General features: G+C 67.9%; 19 protein-coding genes and 1 tRNA gene. 10 read left to right on the top strand and 10 right to left on the bottom strand.

Annotated elements, in window-relative coordinates; genetic code table 11:
- Positions 1 to 409: 409 nt before the first annotated feature.
- Positions 410 to 1390, top strand: coding sequence for a 2Fe-2S iron-sulfur cluster-binding protein (locus tag J7E89_RS08440; RefSeq protein WP_374196799.1), 981 nt, complete (start codon positions 410 to 412; stop codon positions 1388 to 1390).
- A 4-nt stretch (positions 1391 to 1394) separates the two neighbouring features.
- On the opposite strand, the gene J7E89_RS08445 is transcribed toward J7E89_RS08440, so the two are convergent.
- The 4 genes from J7E89_RS08445 to J7E89_RS08460 form a co-directional block, all read right to left on the bottom strand.
- Positions 1395 to 3941, bottom strand: a complete 2547-nt coding sequence (locus J7E89_RS08445) for a heavy metal translocating P-type ATPase (RefSeq protein ID WP_214970415.1) — start codon at positions 3939 to 3941, stop codon at positions 1395 to 1397.
- 184 nt (positions 3942 to 4125) lie between these two features.
- Positions 4126 to 4392 carry a cation transporter gene (locus tag J7E89_RS08450; RefSeq protein WP_251060277.1) on the bottom strand — a complete coding sequence of 89 codons (267 nt, stop codon included), beginning with the start codon at positions 4390 to 4392 and terminating at the stop codon, positions 4126 to 4128.
- A gap of 8 nt (positions 4393 to 4400) precedes the next feature.
- Positions 4401 to 5561: a sulfite exporter TauE/SafE family protein gene (locus J7E89_RS08455; protein WP_214970418.1), complete on the bottom strand. Its 1161-nt coding sequence runs from the start codon at positions 5559 to 5561 to the stop codon at positions 4401 to 4403.
- Positions 5562 to 5677: 116 nt separating this feature from the next.
- Complete coding sequence (locus J7E89_RS08460) at positions 5678 to 6079, bottom strand: hypothetical protein (protein WP_214970435.1); 402 nt, start codon at positions 6077 to 6079, stop codon at positions 5678 to 5680.
- Between the two features lie 132 nt (positions 6080 to 6211).
- Here J7E89_RS08460 and J7E89_RS08465 point away from each other — a divergent pair, with 132 nt between their 5' ends.
- From J7E89_RS08465 to J7E89_RS08490, 6 genes are all read left to right on the top strand, one after another.
- On the top strand, positions 6212 to 6445 hold the full coding sequence (locus J7E89_RS08465) for a hypothetical protein (RefSeq protein ID WP_214970438.1): 234 nt from the start codon (positions 6212 to 6214) through the stop codon (positions 6443 to 6445).
- Positions 6442 to 6690, top strand: coding sequence for a hypothetical protein (locus J7E89_RS08470; protein WP_214970441.1), 249 nt, complete (start codon positions 6442 to 6444; stop codon positions 6688 to 6690). The genes J7E89_RS08465 and J7E89_RS08470 overlap by 4 nt, the downstream gene beginning before the upstream one ends.
- A 46-nt stretch (positions 6691 to 6736) precedes the next feature.
- Positions 6737 to 7585: a F510_1955 family glycosylhydrolase gene (locus J7E89_RS08475; protein ID WP_214970444.1), complete on the top strand. Its 849-nt coding sequence runs from the start codon at positions 6737 to 6739 to the stop codon at positions 7583 to 7585.
- A 393-nt stretch (positions 7586 to 7978) separates the two neighbouring features.
- Complete coding sequence (locus J7E89_RS08480) at positions 7979 to 8554, top strand: hypothetical protein (RefSeq protein WP_214970446.1); 576 nt, start codon at positions 7979 to 7981, stop codon at positions 8552 to 8554.
- A gap of 123 nt (positions 8555 to 8677) precedes the next feature.
- On the top strand, positions 8678 to 9376 hold the full coding sequence (locus J7E89_RS08485) for a hypothetical protein (RefSeq protein ID WP_214970450.1): 699 nt from the start codon (positions 8678 to 8680) through the stop codon (positions 9374 to 9376).
- 266 nt (positions 9377 to 9642) lie between these two features.
- Positions 9643 to 9867 (top strand): hypothetical protein, encoded by a 225-nt coding sequence (locus tag J7E89_RS08490; protein WP_214970453.1) that lies wholly within the window; start codon positions 9643 to 9645, stop codon positions 9865 to 9867.
- A 498-nt stretch (positions 9868 to 10365) separates the two neighbouring features.
- Here the strand turns inward: J7E89_RS08490 and J7E89_RS08495 are convergent, their stop codons facing one another.
- Together J7E89_RS08495 and J7E89_RS08500 are read right to left on the bottom strand one after the other, a co-directional pair.
- Positions 10366 to 11106: a hypothetical protein gene (locus tag J7E89_RS08495; protein WP_214970455.1), complete on the bottom strand. Its 741-nt coding sequence runs from the start codon at positions 11104 to 11106 to the stop codon at positions 10366 to 10368.
- 324 nt (positions 11107 to 11430) lie between these two features.
- Positions 11431 to 11504: transfer RNA gene (locus tag J7E89_RS08500), tRNA-Gly, on the bottom strand.
- A gap of 439 nt (positions 11505 to 11943) precedes the next feature.
- Between J7E89_RS08500 and dcd the strand changes: the two genes are divergently transcribed.
- On the top strand, positions 11944 to 12519 hold the full coding sequence (gene dcd, locus J7E89_RS08505; protein WP_214970457.1) for a dCTP deaminase: 576 nt from the start codon (positions 11944 to 11946) through the stop codon (positions 12517 to 12519).
- On the top strand, positions 12516 to 13025 hold the full coding sequence (locus tag J7E89_RS08510) for a phosphoribosyltransferase (RefSeq protein ID WP_214970459.1): 510 nt from the start codon (positions 12516 to 12518) through the stop codon (positions 13023 to 13025). Before dcd ends, J7E89_RS08510 begins: the two co-directional genes overlap by 4 nt.
- Positions 13026 to 13109: 84 nt before the next feature.
- On the opposite strand, the gene J7E89_RS08515 is transcribed toward J7E89_RS08510, so the two are convergent.
- Entirely contained in the window at positions 13110 to 13313 is a 204-nt protein-coding gene (locus J7E89_RS08515; protein ID WP_214970461.1) for a DUF397 domain-containing protein, read from the bottom strand.
- Positions 13310 to 14158 carry a helix-turn-helix transcriptional regulator gene (locus tag J7E89_RS08520; RefSeq protein ID WP_214970463.1) on the bottom strand — a complete coding sequence of 283 codons (849 nt, stop codon included), beginning with the start codon at positions 14156 to 14158 and terminating at the stop codon, positions 13310 to 13312. The genes J7E89_RS08515 and J7E89_RS08520 overlap by 4 nt, the downstream gene beginning before the upstream one ends.
- Positions 14159 to 14718: 560 nt before the next feature.
- Between J7E89_RS08520 and J7E89_RS08525 the strand changes: the two genes are divergently transcribed.
- A complete protein-coding gene (locus J7E89_RS08525) occupies positions 14719 to 14970 on the top strand; it encodes a hypothetical protein (RefSeq protein WP_214970465.1) in 252 nt (83 codons plus the stop codon).
- Positions 14971 to 15255: 285 nt separating this feature from the next.
- Here J7E89_RS08525 and J7E89_RS08530 read toward each other — a convergent pair whose 3' ends face one another.
- Positions 15256 to 15867, bottom strand: a complete 612-nt coding sequence (locus J7E89_RS08530) for a hypothetical protein (protein WP_214970466.1) — start codon at positions 15865 to 15867, stop codon at positions 15256 to 15258.
- Positions 15868 to 15914: 47 nt separating this feature from the next.
- Entirely contained in the window at positions 15915 to 17243 is a 1329-nt protein-coding gene (gene hisS / locus J7E89_RS08535) for a histidine--tRNA ligase (RefSeq protein ID WP_214970468.1), read from the bottom strand.
- Positions 17244 to 17843 lie beyond the last annotated feature (600 nt).

The following is a 17843-nucleotide window of genomic DNA, read 5'->3' on the forward strand; positions in this document are numbered from 1 at the left end:
TATTCCGGCGCGCCTGCTGGACGCGCACCGCTTCCTGTCCGGCCTGAGCCTGGTCTTTCTGACCGTCCATCTTCTCGCGCTGGTTGCCGACTCCTGGGTCGACATCGGCCTGCCGCAGCTGCTCCTGCCCTTCACCTCCGCTTACCGGCCCGCGGCGGTCGCCTGGGGCGTGGTCTCGCTCTACCTTGTCGCCGCGATCGAGACGACCTCGCTGCTCAAGGCGCGTATTCCGTACCGGTGGTGGCGCTATGTCCATGCCAGTACGTTCGCTCTCTTCGCCCTCACCACCGTGCACGCCTTCACTGCCGGAACCGACACGGCAGCCGTGCGCTGGACCGGGCTCACCGTCGTTGCCGCCGTCGCCTTCCTCGCCATCTACCGGCTGCTGATCGGCCGCCGCGCGCCCGAGATGGCCGGCGCCGCGCGACCCGCAGTCACCCCCGACGTGCCAGGGTCCCGGCCCGTCGTTGTTCAGGAGTTGCGGCCGGTGGCCGACGGCGTCGTACTTGTCGAACTCGTTGCCGTGGACGGCGGTCGGCTCGCCCCCTGGGAGCCCGGCGCCCACGTCGACCTCACCTTGCCCTCCGGCCGGGTCCGACCGTACTCGCTGTGCGGCGACCCCGCCGACCGGGAGACGTACCGCATCGCCGTACGGCACGCGCCTGATGGGCGCGGCGGGTCGGCGGAGGTCCACGCGCTGCGAGTGGGTCTGCGGATCGGGGTGAGCCGGCCCCGCAACAGGTTCCCGCTCGTCCTGGCCGACCACTACCTGTTCATCGCCGGCGGCATCGGCATCACGCCGCTCTTGCCCATGGTCCGCGCGGCGGCCGCGGCAGGCCGAGACTGGAGCTTGCTCTACGGGGGCCGGTCCCGCGCCTCGGTGGCCTTCGCCGACGAACTCCGCACCCTCGGCGCCGACCGCGTCCACATCATCCCCGAGGACACACACGGGCTTCTCGATCTCGCCACCGCGCTCGCCGGAACCCCGCCGGGAGCCGCCGTCTACTGCTGCGGCCCCGAACCGCTCATCACCGCCGTCGAACAGGCTATGGCCGCGGACTTCCCCGACCGGCACCTGCACACCGAACGCTTCGGGGCGCTACTTCAAGCCGCGCCCGCCGCAAGAGCGTTCGAGGTCGAGCTGCGGCGCACCGGTCACGTCCTTCCCGTACCGCCCGACCGCACCCTGCTGGAAGCGATCCGCCAAGTCGTCCCCGAAACAGCCGCCTTCTGCGAGGAGGGCTTCTGCGGCACGTGCGAGCTGCGCGTCCTGGACGGCACGCCCGACCACCGCGACACCGTGCTGGCCGACAGCGAGCGCCATCGCCGCGATGTCATCTACCCCTGCGTGTCCCGGGCGCACAGCCCACGGCTGGTCGTGGATCTGTGACACCTCACCGATGGTGCCGCAGTTCTGCGCGCTCACCGGTGGAGAGCTGTTCACCGGCCGGCGGCCGTGTGGCCACGGGGAGTTCCGGGCGGCTGAACGCGCGTAGGCGGTTGGCGTTGCCGACCACGGACAGGGAGGAGAGGGCCATGGCCGCAGCGGCGATGATCGGGCTGAGCAGCCAGCCGGTGAGCGGGTAGAGCGCACCGGCGGCCAGCGGGATGCCGGCGGTGTTGTAGACGAAGGCGAGGAACAGGTTCTGGCGGATGTTGCGCATGGTGGCCCGGCTCAGCGCCACCGCGGTGACCACGCCGCCCAGGGCGCCGGAGATGAGCGTGACGTCGGCTGCCTCGATGGCCACGTCGGTGCCTGTGCCGATGGCGAAGCCGACGTCGGCCTGGGCAAGTGCCGGGGCGTCGTTGATGCCGTCCCCCACCATGCCGACGCGCTTGCCGTCGTCCTGTAGGCGGCGGATCTCGTCGGCCTTGTGCTCGGGCAGTACCTCTGCCAAGACCCGCTCGATCCGGACCTGGGCCGCGATGGCCTCGGCGGTAGGCCGGTTGTCACCGGTGATCATGACGATCTCCAGGCCCATGCGCCTCAGTTCGGCGATGGCCGCAGCCGAATCGTCCTTTACGGTGTCGGCGACCGCGAACACGCCGACGAGCCACCCGTCGGCTGCCGCGAAGATCGCGGTCTTGCCCTCGGCGGCCAACCTGTCAGCGTCCGCGTGCAAGGGCGCGGGGTCGATGCCCGCCTGCTTCAGGAGTACGGCCTTGCCCACGAGGAGGCGGCGTCCTTCGACAGTCGCCCTGACCCCCTGGCCGGTGACCGAATCAAATTCGGCGGCCTGGGGCAGCTCGATGCCGCGATCGGCCGCGCCAGACACGATCGCCTGGCCAAGGGGATGCTCCGAGGAGCGCTCGGCGGAGGCGACCAGCCGCAGCGCCTCGTCCTCGCTCACGCCGTCCGCAGGGACGACATCGGTCAGCGCGGGCTGGCCCTTTGTGATGGTGCCGGTCTTGTCGAGCACGATCGTCTCCAGCCGGTGCGCGGTCTCCAGCGCCTCGGCGGAGCGGATGAGAACGCCCGCCTGGGCGCCCTTGCCCGTGCCGACCATGATGGAGAGCGGAGTGGCCAGCCCGAGCGCGCAGGGGCAGGCGATGATCAGTACCGCCACGGCTGCGACCAGCCCCAAGGTCAGGGCCGGAGAGGGTCCGATCGTGAACCACACGACGAACGAAGCGATGGCGATGAAGACCACCGCTGGAACGAAGTAGCCCGAGACCAGGTCCGCGATCCGCTGGATCGGCGCCCGGGACGCCTGCGCCTGTTCCACCAGCCGGACGATCTGGGCCAGCACCGTGTCCGCGCCGACCTTGGCCGCTTCCATTCGGAACGCGCCGGTTTGATTGATGGTTGCTCCGACGACCTCGTCGCCCACTTCCTTGGTCACCGGGATGGACTCCCCGGTCACCATGGACTCGTCCAGGGTGGAGCGACCGTCGACGATCACACCGTCGACGGGCACCTTCTCGCCCGGCCGGACCGCCACGATGTCGCCCCGCTCGACATCCTCGGCCGGTACCTCCACTTCCGCACCGTCCCGTACTACCCGCGCCGTCTTGGCCTGCAGGTTCAGCAGCTCGCGGATCGCCTCGCCGGTGCCCGCCTTGGCCTTCGCCTCGAACAGGCGGCCCAGCAGGATCAGGGTCAGGATGACCCCGACCGCCTCGTAGTACACCTCGCGTACGGAAGCGGGGAACAGCCCTGGCGCGACGGTGACCAGCAGGCTGTACCCGTAGGCCGCGCAGGTGCCCAACGTGATCAGCGAGTTCATCTCGGCGGTGCGGTGCCGCATGGCCAGCCACCCGGTCCGGTGGATCGGCCAGCCCGTGTAGAACATCACCGGGGTGATCAGCGCGAACTGAAGCCAACGGTTCAGCAGCAGGTCCGGCACGGCGACATCGAAGAGCTCGTGCAACATCACGGCCGCGACGACTGGGGCGGACAGGACCGCGCCCACAGCCACCCGCAGGGACAGGTCGGCGATCTCCGCCCGTCGCGCCGCCGCTTCGGCGTCCTCGCCGACAGCTCCCGGCGCGGATGTGATGGGTGCGTGAACGGCGCGCTCCGCCTCCGAGGAGGTCGTCGGAGCGACCACCTCCTCGTCACCGTTCGGTGGCTCGACCTCCAGCGTCCCGTGCACCATGTTCATCCCGCAGGCGAAGCCGAAGCGGCCCGCCTTGTCGGGGACGAACTCGGCCGTCGCCTTGCCGAACGCCGGAATCGACTTGGTCAGACCGAAGTCGGGGAAGACGACGCGGGAGGTGCACTCGCCGCTCTCGTGACGGTCGAAGACCAGGCGTACGGGCATGCCCTGGCGGACCCGGATGAGATCCGGGGAGTACCCGCCCTTCACCGTGATCGTGATCTCCTGTACGCCGCTGCGCACTTCCGCCAGCCGCATCTTCTTGGGTCCCAGGAAGAACCACGCGAGCAGCGCTATCAGGCCGGCGCCTGCGACGAGAACACCGATATCGGCTGCGCTCATGCCACCCCACCCTCCTTTGGAGGCCGGCGCCCCGGCCACGTCGTCGGGTACCACTGCGGCAACGCTAAAACGCTGACCCATGGGCAAGGTCAAGCAAGAGGGGCAGCGGCGGAGGGCCGGGAGGCCGCCCCGGCGGCTGGAATGCCGGGGCGGCCGTACGCGGAGCCCGTACCGGGAGCCGGCCTCAGTCGGCGGGCCGGGCCGTGTAGTCGCCGGCCTGTTCCACCGCCGCGATGAGCGCCGCAGTGTCCACGTCGGCGCCTTCCTCCAGGCGGACGAAGGTCCGCTCGGCGCGTACGTCCGTGCTGGACGAGCGGACTCCGGCGAGGTCCTCCAGTTCGTCGTCGATGAGCAGACCGCAGCTGTTGCAGTGCATGCCCTCGACGAGGAGGACCACTTCCGCGCCGCTCTCGGTCTCGGTCTTCGCCTTCGTACGGCTGAACAGGTTCATGTTGGTCCTTACTTGAAGTCGATGGTGCCGGTCTGCATGCCCATGGCGCAGGAGAAGCGCAGGGTGCCGGCCTTGCGGGTGCCCAGGTCGACCTTGGTGTCGCCGTTGCGCTTGACGATCTCCTGGATGCCGAGTTCGGGGATGGTGAAGGCGCGGGCGCAGCCGCCGGAGTCCTTGCCGCGCAGTACGAGCGTGGTGGGCACGTCCGCCTTCGCGGTGAACTGGGTGGTCTCGTAGAAGTCGGTCACGGTCAGCGTGACGATCTGCTGTCCGGAGGCGTCGGTACGTACGGGCGCGTCGGCCGCCGCCGTCTGACCACTCCCGGAGCCTGGTTCGGCACTGCCCTGATCGCCGCCCTCGACGATGAACGGTCCACTTGCCGTGGCCTGCTTGTCCTGGACGGTGAAGGAGACCCAGCCGCCGGCCTGCAGCCCGGAGGCCATCGTCCAGGCGGCAACCGCCAGCACCACCACACCGGTGAGGGCGGCGAGTTGGCCGGAGAGCGCCCTGCTGGTACGGCGGAACACGTAGCCGAGTGCCGCGAACAGCGGCGCGGTGCCGAGTACGAACCCGAACATGACCGCCGCCCCGGCCACCGGCGATCCGGCCGTGATGGCGAGCAGCTCCACGGACAGCGTCACTCCGCACGGCACGAGGACCGTGGCGAAGCCGATCAGGGCCGGGGTGGCGACCGAATCGGTCCTGGCGCTGCGCCGCAGCAGCCGGCCGAACGAGGCAGGCGGTCGTGGCACCAGCCGCCCCACCGCCTTGACCCCGAACAGATCCAGCGCGAACAGCACCATCAGCAGCCCGGCGATCACCAGCATCGCCGCCTGGACGCGGGGGCTGGGCTGCAGCGCGGCGCCGAAGATTCCCAGCAGTGCCCCGAGGATCGTGTGGGAGAGCAGTTTTCCGGCCAGGAACGCCCCTACCGGTGCCAGGTGCCCGGTCGATGGCTGAGGTGCCGGGGGCGCCGCGACCCGCTGAGCCGTGGCCGTACGACCTGCCGATTTGGGCTGCTTGGCGGTGGAGGCCGGGGAAGCAGGGGCGGGGGAGCGGCGGGTGACCGCGCCGGCGAGGAGACCCCCTTGTACGGCGGCGCAGGAGGCGCCACCGGCGAGAAGACCTGTGCTGACACCGGTGATGAGCAATGCGACAGACGACGGCATGCGTCGTTACTCCTGTTCTGCGACGACGGCACGCGCATACGGATGTGCGGGCGTGCCGAGGCGGACGTGAGACAGCACGGCGTCCCGCGAGGCAGAGCCTCACGGGAGCGGAACTATCACGTCCGCGACACGCACAACCGGTGCAGATCGGGAGGGGGGAGCGGCGGTGGCGGCGCGTTGGGCTGCGACAGCAGGTCCACGGTGGAGCAGGGAGTCGTCTGCGGTGCGTCACCGAGCGCTGGAGCAGTCGGGCCGTCCTGGACGACGGTGGCCTTCGGTGCCGCGCACTGCTCCTGGACCATCGGGCACTGCGGCCCGCCACCGGCGGAATCGGTCACCATCGCCGTGTGCCCGGCTTCGGCTGCGGCCGAAGATGCGCTCTCCATCGGGCCGGGCATCGTCATCGGCATCGCCGCCGCCATTGCGGGACGGGCCAGGCCGGAGAGGCAGAGCATGAGCGCGCACACAAGCAGTGCCCCGGACCATGTCCGGAGCGCCGGCGGCACACGTCGCGTCATGCGCGCCATGGTAGCGGACTTGACCTTGCCCCAGGGGGAAGGTTCTACCGTCGTAATGTGAGAGGTATAGGGGTCTATGCCTCTCCTTCCGGGGGCCGAACACCGTCGCCCGATCGAAAGCGAAGGACAGTGATGGACCAGCTGCTGTACCTGCTTCCCGTGCTCGCCTGTCCCATCGGGATGGGCCTGATGATGTGGTTCATGATGCGCTCCCGGCAGTCCAACGCCGGGCAGCCGCCGCACACCACCCCTGCCGCTCCCACCGCTGAGCAGGAGCAGGAGCTCGCCCGGCTGCGCAAGGAGGTAGAGGCACTGCGCGGCGAGAGCGCCCCGAAGACGGACCTTAGGAAGGACCGCACTCCATGACGGGCACGTGGCTCCTGTTGGCTGCGACGCTGCTCGCGGTCGCCGCCACGTACGTGTGCTGCATCCGCCCGATGCGAAACAAGGGTGGCTGTTGTACGGCTCGGCCCCCGCGTACCCGGGAGAGCGTCGACGAGGAGATCAGGCGCACCCGCGAGGAGCTACGCCTGCTGCGCGAACACTCCGCCGCACGGCAAAGCGCCCCCACCTCGGGCTCGGACCGGCGACGGGAGTCCATCGGGCCGTGACAAAGCCAGGCGGCTTCACCCACTCGATCCCGTAGGGGACCCTCTAATGAACGTGCGTGCCCTCGCTCCCGCCCTCGCCGCCGCGCTCCTCGCCACAGGGCTGGCGGCCTGTACCAGCGACTCCGACTCCGACTCGGCAGATGCGGCTCTGAGCCTGAGCCACGTCCACGGGCTCGGCGTCGATCCGTCGGACGGCCGGCTCTACGTCGCCACCCATGACGGCCTCTTCACCCCGAATGCCGAAGGCGAACCACAGCTCGTGGGCGACAGCCGGGACGACTTCATGGGATTCACGGTGGCCGGTCCCAAGACCTTCCTGGCCAGCGGGCACCCCGCCTCTGACGACGAGCCGCCGCACCACGGCCTGATCGCGAGCACCGATGCCGGCAAGACATGGAAGACCCGTTCTTTGAAGGGCGAGGCCGACTTCCACGCCCTCGACGTCGTACACAACACGATCTACGGCTACGACAGCGTCAGCGGCAAGCTGCGCGTCAGCCAGGACGGCACCACCTGGGACAACCGGGCCGACCTGCGCCTGCTCGACCTCGCCGTCAGCCCGGACGACACGAACACGGTGCTGGCCACCACAGAGGGCGGCATCGCCAGGAGCACCGACGGCGGCCGGACCTTCCGAGCCGGCGCCGAGCCGGTGATGGCCTTCCTCTCCTGGCCCAAGAAGGACGCCCTGTACGGCGTGGACCTGAATGCGAAGCTGAACCGCAGCACCGACGGCGGCACGAGCTGGAAGCCGGTCGGCCAGGTCCCCGGCGGACAGTCGCAGGCCCTCACGGCTGTCAGCCCGAGCCACATCGTTGTTGCCACGCAGGACGGGATCTACGAGACCCGGGACGCGGGCAAGACCTTCACCAAGCGTCTCGAAGTTTCGAGTTGAGACATCCGCCACGAGACTGGCCGGATTTCCACCGTCGTCGGCCGGGCCCGCTTCGCTGTGCCGGACCCCGTAGTGCGCCGATCGCGCCTAACGGCCGCGGTGGCGACCTCCGCGTCGGCGCGTGTGCTCGTCGTTTGTGACGGGCTTTGGTTGTGCCCCGAACCCGTTTGTGTCCCGGCCCTCTCGTGGTACTGCGCTTCACGGCGTGCCGGGTCGCAGACCCGGCCCCTCATCCACCTCAGGCCGTAAACCTGGAGGTAGGGCAGTTTGGCGTCGCTGGTTCGTAGGAAGTGAGGCTCTCGTGCCCTGCCGCCGGCTGTAAGGCAGGCATCTCCGATGGTGGCGCCGCAGTCCCGGCATTCCCAGTCCAGGGCCTCCTTGAGGCCCTGTTCATTGATCTCAGTCAGTACGGCCCTGCGCTGCTTCGACTGCATCGACATGACCGACGTGAACCACACCTACTGGGCCAACGCCCTCATGTATGTCCGCCAGGCACGTACCGTCCACGGCCCGTTGATTCCACATCGCGGGATCGCCACTCACGGGCACGAGTTCCGCGCCACAATCAACAATCTGTTGAACGACACCACGGACGGACACACCACGATGACGACTGCTGTGCGTACGCTCCTCGCCGCCGAGCCCTGCCCCGTGACCGGCGCCGACCTCCTCCACCCCCAGTGGCAGCGCGAAAGCGACGACGAGATTGCGGGCCTCATGCGCCTCTTCCAAAAGGACTGGCGAGCGCGCCTCGCCCTGTGGAACCCGAACGCCACGTCGGACCGCGACGCCCTGCTCTGGCTGTACGACGGCAACGCCTACTCCGCGTCGGGCCTCCTGGTGAGGATCGCGGAGGAGGCCGATGTCGACTGTGTCGGACGGCGTGACGGCTCGTTCGACTCCGCCCACTACTGGCACACCGCCGGCAACGTGTCGCTGGCCGCCCTCGCCGCCCGCATCAGCGCCTGACACCACCCGCTTGTCGCCCCGTCCCCAACCGGGCGGGGCTCTTCGCTGAACAGACCATCCGTCATCCGACCGGCTCCGTACAGCCTTGAGCGGGGCCGTTTGCAGACAAGAGAGAAACGCGACGTGGACAACGACCAGCCGAACCCATCCATGCCCAGTCACACGCCGACGTGGGCGCCGACGCCGCACTCCCCGAACCGGCACCGCGGACTGCTCCTCGGATGCGCGTTCGCCGCGACGGCGCTTGTCGCCGGTGGGCTCGGGTTCACCCTCGGCACGGTCGGCGCGACCGCGAACACCTCGGCAGCGGACGGCGCTACGCCGGCGCCGGCCAGCACCACCCCGAGCGAGGAGACCCAGGCGGCGGATCAGACCACGGCTGAACCGACGGCCGAGGCCACACCGACACCGACACCGACCCCGTCGCCGACGCCGACCTGCACCAAGTTCACCACCCTGTCCGACCGGGAGTTCAAGAAGCTTGCCCGTGACTCGCAGTCCCTGGTGGGCAAGTGCTACCGCGTCCACGGCTACGTGACCCAGTCCGACAGCGCCACCGGCGCAACATCGTTCCGGGCGAACGCGTGCGGCGAGAAGAAGCAGCCGCAGTACGGATACATCGCCGACTGCGACACGAACAGCTTCTTCACCGCCCTGGCCGCGGGCAACAAGACCGGCATCGAGGACATCGTCACCGACGACGCGTTCACGGCCGACGTCATGGTCGGCCCGCCCTACACGTACACCACCACGATGGGCGGACAGATGACGGCGCCGTCGTTCGCGGTCATCAAGATCACCAAGTACGCCACCACCGACTGACCACAACACCGGCCACGCCCTGTACAGCCCACTGCCCCCGTCCGGGCGGGGGGACCGACCACGTACGGACACACCCAATGCACCATCTCGCCCCCACCACCCTTCACCGAATCCAGGGCCTCATCTAGTCCGCCGCCGACCCCTACACCGCGATCTCTTCCGATACCTACTTCCGCCAAGCCGTCGCCGGTGAGGGCGTCTGCGCGTCGCTGCGGCCGCCGACGGACATCGGCCCGGGCCCGGGCTGCTACGTCCGTATCCAACACATGGCAGGCCAGACGGCCACCGCGGCCTACCTGTTGCCGTATATCGCCCGTGTCGAGATTCGACTCAGCCCCCAGGCCGCCGCCGACTACGCCCGCCGGCCGTGGGTGGACATGGCCAGCACCCGTTACGCCGGATGCCCCGTCGCCGTGCGTCTGACCGAAGGCGGAGACGACGCCCTCGCGGTCGCGGTCGAACTCACCCGCCGCGCCCTCGGCGCCCTTTAAAGCATCGACCCGACGCCCGTCCCCAGGGCCACCAAGGCCGCTGAGTACCGTGCCCTGGTCGCGAAGGTGGAGCGCCGGGAACCTGAGACGCGCGATCGCCGTCGGGAGCGCTGACGCGGGATCCGGTCCGTATGGATCAGGCCCGCAAAAGCCGTCCGGCTCCACTGTCAAGGCCGCCGCGAAAACCCAGCCTGCGGCGGGCAGCCGACCGACACCACGGACGACGGGCGCCCCATCCTCGATGTCGACCACATCGAGCGCATAGGGGCCGTGACCACCCCGCGCAGATGGTCGCCCTGTGCCCCCATTGCGACGCCATGAAGGAACGCGGGAAAGGCCGGGCGGCACTCGTGGCCGTCCTCATCGACGTCGGCCAGCAGGCGCACACGCGCTGGAACATCGAACCCACACCAGCCCCATGACAGCAGCTTCAAGATGAAACGGGCTCATTGCAGTACTCGTATGTCTCATAGGCGTCGGAGGGGCAGGAGCGAGGGCTCAGAGATAACGGGCGAATGCTGTCTCCAAACCTTCCGCGGCATCTTCGTGGGCTCGAAGGTGCGGCTTCATCACCCACAGGTCTTCACGGAAGGGTTCGAAGCCCAAGGACTGCCAAGTGCGCTGCACGATCGACTTCTCCCGTGCTTCCCGAGCCTCGTCGTCCCGTTCCTCGACTGGGATGTCGATCGGGTACGGGTGGGTTGCCACGAGTGCCGCGCGGCCGGCCACCCAGCGGAGCAGGCGAGTGATGAGCAGCCGACCGACGCCGCCCCGGCCTCGCCATCCCGGCGCGATCTGCGCTCGATCGATGATGATCACGTCGGTACCGGTGACGAGGCACTCCTCCAGATCAGGATGGAGGCCAAGGTCGCCTGACCTGTCGAAGAGCGGCGCGAAATGCTCGTAGTCGGCGTCGCGTGAGTCCAGCGACTCGTAGATGCGTCCGATGCGCCACAGGTCCAGCGTGAGGCCGGACATGGTGAAGAGGGTCAATTCCTCGCGCTCGGTCCCGGATTTCCGGGACAGCGACATGCCGGGTGCGAGTAGCCGCATGTTGTCGGCCGCGGCCTCCTCGTCATCGGGCTCCCACAGGGGAAGGACGGCGCTGCAACTCCAGTCCAGCGTCGCCGGGTCGTCATGGGCGTCCCTTGCAACCAGCGAGGCTTGCGAGTCGAAACGTAATTGCAAGCGGTCCAGACACGACAGGAGGTCCGCCCCGGTGGGTGCTGCATCAGTCATGGGAACCCACGCTAGCCACGGGGACCGACCCGTATGGGCTGTTTCCCTGGACAGGTACCGATCCTCCCTGCCCGGTCGGAGAGCCCCAGGCGCCAGCACGCCTTCGCGGAGGCGATGCCAACAGCTCGAACCCAGGAGGTGACGCAGATCACTTGAAGTGCGTCTCAGAGTTCGGACGAGCCTCGGCTCCAGGTGGTGCGAGTGGTGCGCGTAGGCCCCTCTGGGCAGGGCATTCCTGCGAGTTGGGGCACGCGGAGGGCGCGGCGGGGTCCAACAGGTCTAGACAACAAACAAGCCCCGGGTCTATGACCTGGGGCTTTGTCGTGGAGCGGGTGACGAGAATCGAACTCGCGCTCTGAGCTTGGGAAGCTCATGTTCTACCATTAAACTACACCCGCGCAGCGGGCCGTTGATCAGCACCGCGTCGTCCGACAGTGTACCCCAGTCCTCGCCCCGGCGTGTGCGGGGCGGGGTTTTCGTGGCGTCGTGTGGGCGCACCTTGGACGGCGGAGTGCCGCCTGGAGTGGCGTCCTGTTCATCCCCTAATGTGGCCTTCTCGTCCACGCTTTGGGGAAGGGACTTGATGGACTTGATGGACTTGATGGAGCCCACCGTCGTCCGTTGTGCCGAGGGGCACGTGTTCAGCACCACATCGTTCCCGCTGCAGCAGCTCGGAGCCGGCCGCATCGGGCCGGGGCGGCTTATCCGCTGTCCGCGCTGTGCCCGGCTTCGGAATGCCGTTCCCGTGGTGATGGGGCAGCGCTAGAGGTCGGAGTGAGAGGCGCGCGGGACCGGTCCGGTTGGGGCGGGCCCGCGCGTTCTGCGTATCCTCGGGGCGTGCTTCTCTCAGACAAGGACATCCGGGCCGAGATCGATGCCGGACGCGTGCGTATTGATCCGTACGACGAATCAATGGTGCAGCCCTCGAGCATCGACGTGCGGCTCGACCGCTACTTCCGGGTGTTCGAGAACCACCGGTACCCGCATATCGATCCGGCTGTTGAGCAGGCGGATCTGACGCGCGAGGTGGAGCCGGAGGGGGACGAGGCGTTCATCCTGCACCCCGGTGAGTTCGTGCTGGCGTCGACGTACGAGACGATCACGCTGCCGGACAATCTTGCTTCCCGGCTGGAAGGGAAGAGCTCGCTCGGGCGGCTCGGGCTTGTCACGCATTCCACCGCCGGGTTCATTGATCCCGGGTTCTCCGGGCATGTCACCCTTGAGCTGTCGAATCTGGCAACGCTGCCGATCAAGCTTTGGCCCGGCATGAAGATCGGGCAGCTGTGCATGTTCCAGCTGAGCTCGCCCACGGAGTTCCCGTACGGCTCCGAGCGGTACGGGTCGCGTTATCAGGGTCAGCGCGGGCCGACGGCCTCGCGGTCCTTCCTCAACTTCCATCGGACGCAGGTGTGAGTGCTGTGCGGGAAAATCTGACTTACGAGGGCTTCGGCAGGGCCGTGCGCGAGCTCGCGCAGACCATCGCCGACGACGGGTACGAGCCCGACATCATCCTGAGCATCGCCCGCGGCGGGGTCTTCGTCGCCGGCGGGCTGGCCTACGCCCTGGATGTGAAGAACATCCACCTGGTGAACGTCGAGTTTTATACCGGCGTCGGGACGACCCTCGAAATGCCGGTCATGCTGGCGCCCGTCCCGAACGCGATCGACTTCGGCAACAAGAAGGTGCTGATCGCGGACGACGTCGCCGACACCGGCAAGACACTCAAGCTTGTGCACGACTTTTGCCTCGATCATGTGGCGGAGGTCCGCAGCGCGGTCGTCTACGAGAAGTCGCACTCGCTCGTGAAGTGCGAGTACGTGTGGAAGCGCACCGACGAGTGGATCAACTTCCCCTGGTCTGTGTTGCCTCCATGCCGTAAGTCTGGCATACCCGTCACGCCATCGCGCGAAGCTCTCTGAAACTCGGCTGACCTGGCAGTTTCCGCACGCGATGCTGCCCCGCACGGTGTATCGGGCGGGGCAGCGCCGTGGGCGTAATCGGGGCTAGCGGCCGGCCCGTAGATCGTTGACGAAGGCTGCCCATGATGCGGCGGGGAAGATCAGGGCGGGGCCTTCGGGGGCCTTGCTGTCTCGCACGGGGACGATGCCGGTGAAGTCGTCCGCCACTTCGACACAAGCGCCGCCGTTCCCGTCGCTGTAGGTCGACTTACGCCACCGTGCGCGGGAGAGGTCGGGGGTGGTGCTCATCTGGTGTACTCCTCCGTCACCGATTCAAGCAGGGTTAGGGACGCTTCCGGCGACAGTGCGGAGGCCCTGGCCAGATCGTAGGACAACATGCAGGCATCTAGCGTCTCCTGCTTGTCCATGACTTGCCCTCCGTGTGGGCCCTCGATGTAGGCGAGCGGGGGAGTGTCTGCGAAGCGCATGATGATGAGCTGCCCTGACAGCAGAGGGTGGGCGCCAGCGCTGTACGGCAGAACCTGCACGACTGCGCGGCGTGCCCGGATCACGTCGCTGACGTGCGACAGCTGGCCGCGCATGACCTTGGGCCCTCCGATGGGACGGCGCAACGCCGCCTCGTCCAAGATGACCAGGAGCTTCGGCCCGGTGGGGTTGTGGAGGGTATCGGCCCGCTTGATACGAGCGGCCACCAACTCTGCTATCTCTTCGTTCGTACGGAAGGGGCCGGATGCGCGCGTGATTTCCTCCGCGTATTCCTGTGTCTGGAGCAAGCCGGGGATCAGTGCGGCTCCGTACCAGTCGATGCGCTGCGCGGTCGGTTCAAGAGCGGCGACGGCTGCGAAGTAGTCGGCTAGCTGCGACTCCTCCTCTGTGCGCTCGGCCATGCGGTACACCCTGACCAGGTGTCCGTCTGCGCTCAAGGCGTCGTCCAGTCGCTGTACGAATTCGAGATCGTTGGGCGTTCGGAACGCTGTCTCAAGGTGGCTGATGTACTGCGGCGATACGAAGACGAGCTTCCCCAGTGGCCCCTGTTTCAGCCCTGCGGCCTCGCGTAGCCGACGCAGCTCCGACCCGAAGAACTTCCTCGGATTGGCTGTCCCGTCCAGGTCTCTTTCGTTCGGGTGTGCCACCGCGCAACGCCCTTCTTCATACAGCGAGTTGTATGAACGTCTGCCCTGTTCAGAGTACCGCTGCCAGGGTCAGGGTGTGAGTAGGTAACTACTGAGAGCACACGAGCGGAAGGCGGCGGCGATCATGGCGGACTATGTGGCCCGGGTAGGTGGAACAGCTGACGACGTAGCGGACATGGCCGCTCTGGTAGAGGCCGGTGGTTTCTGGCGGATGGCCCCGGAGCGGGTACCCCGGACCTACGCGGAGCCGTTGCCGGAAGTCCTTCGAGATGTTGAGGACGGTCTCAGGAGGTGGCTCGCATGATCGCTGGAGAGCCCTCAGACCCCCCGTACGTCCCGAGGGAAGGGGAGTTGACCACGGACGCGCGGACGGGACGTGTGGGGACCGTGACGGGGTGGGACGGAGCCCTGCTCACTCTCAAGGCTCCCGATGGTGACGAGTGGCAGACGGCATCGTTCCGTCGTCCGACCAGCTGTGAGCGCCTGGTGCCCCGCGTCGCTGAGGCCAACCGGGACAGTCGATGGGGGCTGGGGCTGGGGCGGCTGTGAGCGTTCGTGAGGTGCACGCCTATGCCGAATGGCGGCTCGGTGCGGACAACCGGGAAGGCGTGCCGGTCGCGATCTTCCAAATCATGTGCATGACGTGCCACGACATGTCAGCTGCTGCCGACAACGACGGTTCTCCGCAGCAGACTTGGGCGCTTGATCACACTGGCAGCAACCCGCATCACCGGGGATTCAAGCTGATGACTGAGACCTACTGGCGGGTGGAACCCGGCCGGGGCAACCCGTATCAGGAGGTTGAATCGTGAGGCGTTTAGCGGCCTACGTGTGCCGGTTCGCCGGCCCTCTGCTGATCATCGCTATCAGCGGCTCGTGCGGCTTCGTGATCGGCGCGACGCTCGCGCACCCATAAGCCCCCGCTCTGGTCGCGGGAGCCCCCCAGGAAGACCCCGTTACCCGGCGGGGTGGGGCTCACCCGGTTCCCCCGCCGCGTGGCCAGAGCGGGCACAGAGGCCCCCGTTCCGGCTGGCGAACCCTGGACAGGTCGAGTGCCGGAACGGGGGCCTCCTCAATGCCCACTACGTCACCTCGGGCTACTCGTCGAGGTACAGCAGCGCCGTGATCGTCTTCTTGCACACGTCGCAGTGCATGGGAGCCTCGATGCTGGCTAGGTCGCACTCGATGGACGTGATGCGGTCCACCACGCCCGTTGCGACTTCGCCGTTCCAGGCTTCATGCCACCGCTCGGTGTTCTCCTGGAGCCGCGAGACGTAGCCCCGCGTCATCTCGTAGAACGCCCGGACGCCGTGCTCCTTCATGTAGCCCCAGTTGAACTCAAGGCTCCTGAGCACGACGGGGAACGGGTGGAGAGCCTGAGTGCGGCCCCAGGTCTCCAGTACGTCCTGGACGTCCAGCCTGCTTGCGCGCTCGTCCAGCACGCCCCACATGCCGGACGCGTCGTAGTCGTCGAGAACCTGGTCCAAGATGCCAGCGCAGCGGCGAAGGTTCGCCTTCTTGGCCTGGAACACCCGGGTGACCTCGGCGCGCGTTCCGCCTTCGGGCTCCTTGCGGGCCTTGCTGATGGCACGGGTCAACTCCGTGCTCAGGGCTGCCTCATCACAGAGGGAGTCCCCGAAGCTGAGCCAGGGGTCCGGAAACCCCCGCTCGGCAGTGATCTGGAAAATGCGATCGCCTTGCGTTCCCATCCGCTCCTCCTCGGAACGAGTCGGCAGCGGAACGAGCCCGCTGCGCGTCAATTGGATGGTGCGCACCGCTGCGAGAGTTCTGCGGCGGCCTGATCGAACGGGACCTGGACTTGTTCGCCACTGTCCATGTCCCGCAGCGTGACCGTACCGGCTTCGCGCTCGGTCGCGCCGTAAATCACGCAGAAACGGGCTCCTTGGTCGGCAGCCCATTTCATCTGCTTGGCGAACTTCCCACTTGACCCGAGATAGACACCTGTGCGAACTCCAGCGCGGCGGATCTCGGCCGCAAGCCGGAAGCTGTCGGCGGACTGCTCCTCGCCCATCACGGTGACGGCTACGTCAATCTGCGAGTAGGTGCCTTCGTCCGCCTGGGACAGCAGGGGCAGGATGCGTTCGATGCCCAGTGAGCCGCCGCATGCCGGGGAGTCCTTGCCTCCAAGGTGGCCAATGAGGCCGTCGTACCGGCCCCCGGACGCGATCGACCCGGGCATGCCTGGGGCGACCACCTCGAAGATGATCCCGGTGTAGTAGTCGAGCCCGCGCACCAGGTTTGGCGTAAATGCGATGCGCTCGGGAGGAATCGTGTCCTTGGTGAGTTCCAGCAGCCGGTCCACCTCGTCCAACCCGGCCTGACCGGTCTCGCTGGACTTCAGCTCGGCCCTGATGCGCTCGACGGCATTTGGCGCGGTGAGGTCGTCGACCAAGCCTTGTGCCACCTCCGGTGACAGGCCGCGACTGGCCACCAGTTCGGTCACGACGGCCTCGGGCGAAAGCTTGTCGAGCTTGTCCAGCGTGATCAGTGCACCGGAACCGAGATCGTCCGGGACGCCGTACGCCTCCAGCAGACCGAACAGGGCGTGTCGGGAGTTCACCAGGAAACGGAACTCCGGTACCCCGAGCGCTTCAAGGGCGTCGTGCAGCGCTAGGACCACCTCGGCGTCCGACAGCGGCGAGGATGAGCCCACGATGTCCAAGTCGCACTGGACGAACTCGCGGAACCGCCCCTTGCCGGGCCGGTCGGCTCGCCACACAGGCGCGATGGCGTACCGCTTGTACGGCGACGGGAGCTGACTGCCGTACGCGGCTGCCGCGCGGGCCAGAGGGACTGTGAGGTCGTAGCGAAGAGCTAGGTCGGCCTCCCCGGTGGCCTCGTGCTCGCCTCGCCGGAGAATCTTGAAGATCAGTTTGTCGCCCTCGTCGCCGTACTTGCCGGTGAGCACGTCCAGCCGCTCGAATGCCGGGGTCTGGAGCGGCTGGAAGCCGTAGCGGGCGAACACGGTGCGGATCGTCGCGAAAGCGCGCTCGCGCCTCTCGAACTCTGCGGCGAGGAAATCGCGGGTTCCGGACGCGGGGTCGAACTGCTTCAGGGAGGCCATGCGGCCATAGTCCCGGAAGCCAGCGGCCTGGAGCAAAACACATCGAGATGGTGTCTCATCCACTCCACGCTGCTGCACGTGGTCACGCGGCCGGTTGGAGCGGCTTTGGCCGGTGTCCTGTTCGGGTTGGGGTCGGGCATGGTCAGGGGGCCGTACGCTGGCCCGGCAACTCGGGCAGGCTGTGGACCTGCCCGGAATTTGAACGAGTGGCCCCCTGTCCTTGCCCGACGCGGGCCCCGGCCCGAACAGGTGGGTAAAGCCGCTTCGGCCGGCCGCCCCAGCCACAACGAACCCACCACGGCGGCGCGTGTCCCTCGGGCGGTCGGTCGTTGATGTGGCTGAGTGCACAACTCCCGTCAGGCTTGCTTCCTCTCGTGGGATGGGCGGCATCCCTGACTGCCCCGAATGCTGCGTCTGTCAGCCTCGGCCGCGTGATGTTCGGGGCTTTCGGCTGTCTGGGGTCACCGCGGATTCCGGCTGGGGCTGGACAGCTGAGCTGTGCGCCCGGTCGTGGAGCCTGCGTAGGCCGCTCTCGTGGGTGTGGGCCTGGTGGTGTGGCCTCGGGATGGTCGGGTTGCTTCCCGGGCTCTGTCGGATCGC

The sequence above is a fragment of the Streptomyces sp. ISL-100 genome (assembly GCF_018614615.1).
In the GTDB taxonomy this organism is placed as follows: Bacteria; Actinomycetota; Actinomycetes; order Streptomycetales; family Streptomycetaceae; genus Streptomyces.

What these genes read in the sequence shown, in the direction of transcription:
- J7E89_RS08445 (WP_214970415.1), bottom strand. Translation starts at nt 3,941, where the DNA reads ATGAGCGCAGCCGATATCGGTGTTCTCGTCGCAGGCGCCGGCCTGATA.
- J7E89_RS08515 (WP_214970461.1), bottom strand. Translation starts at nt 13,313, where the DNA reads ATGAGCACCACCCCCGACCTCTCCCGCGCACGGTGGCGTAAGTCGACC.
- J7E89_RS08495 (WP_214970455.1), bottom strand. Translation starts at nt 11,106, where the DNA reads ATGACTGATGCAGCACCCACCGGGGCGGACCTCCTGTCGTGTCTGGAC.
- J7E89_RS08490 (WP_214970453.1), top strand. Translation starts at nt 9,643, where the DNA reads ATGGCAGGCCAGACGGCCACCGCGGCCTACCTGTTGCCGTATATCGCC.
- J7E89_RS08460 (WP_214970435.1), bottom strand. Translation starts at nt 6,079, where the DNA reads ATGACGCGACGTGTGCCGCCGGCGCTCCGGACATGGTCCGGGGCACTG.
- J7E89_RS08470 (WP_214970441.1), top strand. Translation starts at nt 6,442, where the DNA reads ATGACGGGCACGTGGCTCCTGTTGGCTGCGACGCTGCTCGCGGTCGCC.
- J7E89_RS08530 (WP_214970466.1), bottom strand. Translation starts at nt 15,867, where the DNA reads ATGGGAACGCAAGGCGATCGCATTTTCCAGATCACTGCCGAGCGGGGG.
- J7E89_RS08440 (WP_374196799.1), top strand. Translation starts at nt 410, where the DNA reads ATGGCCGGCGCCGCGCGACCCGCAGTCACCCCCGACGTGCCAGGGTCC.
- J7E89_RS08450 (WP_251060277.1), bottom strand. Translation starts at nt 4,392, where the DNA reads ATGAACCTGTTCAGCCGTACGAAGGCGAAGACCGAGACCGAGAGCGGC.
- J7E89_RS08465 (WP_214970438.1), top strand. Translation starts at nt 6,212, where the DNA reads ATGGACCAGCTGCTGTACCTGCTTCCCGTGCTCGCCTGTCCCATCGGG.
- J7E89_RS08455 (WP_214970418.1), bottom strand. Translation starts at nt 5,561, where the DNA reads ATGCCGTCGTCTGTCGCATTGCTCATCACCGGTGTCAGCACAGGTCTT.
- J7E89_RS08475 (WP_214970444.1), top strand. Translation starts at nt 6,737, where the DNA reads ATGAACGTGCGTGCCCTCGCTCCCGCCCTCGCCGCCGCGCTCCTCGCC.
- hisS (WP_214970468.1), bottom strand. Translation starts at nt 17,243, where the DNA reads ATGGCCTCCCTGAAGCAGTTCGACCCCGCGTCCGGAACCCGCGATTTC.